Here is a 250-nt window from a genome sequence, read left to right as displayed (position 1 = left end):
TGTCCAACCGGTGTGACTCAATTAGTGGTTCGTTTAACGGATGGCAAAGGCGTAGAGCTCGTGCAGTTATCTAAATCGACTGTGCGCAGCGTTGTGCAAGGTGTGATTGGTGTTGCTGTGATTCAATCTATCATGTCGGCAATTGGTTTGGTTATCGCGGGTGTTCCAGCCGCGGCATTGTGGGCGCTAGCGGTGTTACTGGTCGCTATTATTCAGTTGCCGCCGATTCTTGCTTTGTTACCTGCCATTA

General features: G+C 50.0%; 1 protein-coding gene. It reads left to right on the top strand.

What is annotated here, in order from left to right:
• On the top strand, positions 1 to 250 hold a 250-nt coding region (locus AB4512_RS23785), incomplete at both ends, for an AI-2E family transporter (RefSeq protein ID WP_372175970.1).

The sequence above is a fragment of the Vibrio sp. 10N.222.52.B7 genome (assembly GCF_041474275.1).
GTDB lineage: Bacteria > Pseudomonadota > Gammaproteobacteria > Enterobacterales > Vibrionaceae > Vibrio > Vibrio crassostreae_C.
This window is presented reverse-complemented; position numbering and strand designations above follow the sequence as displayed.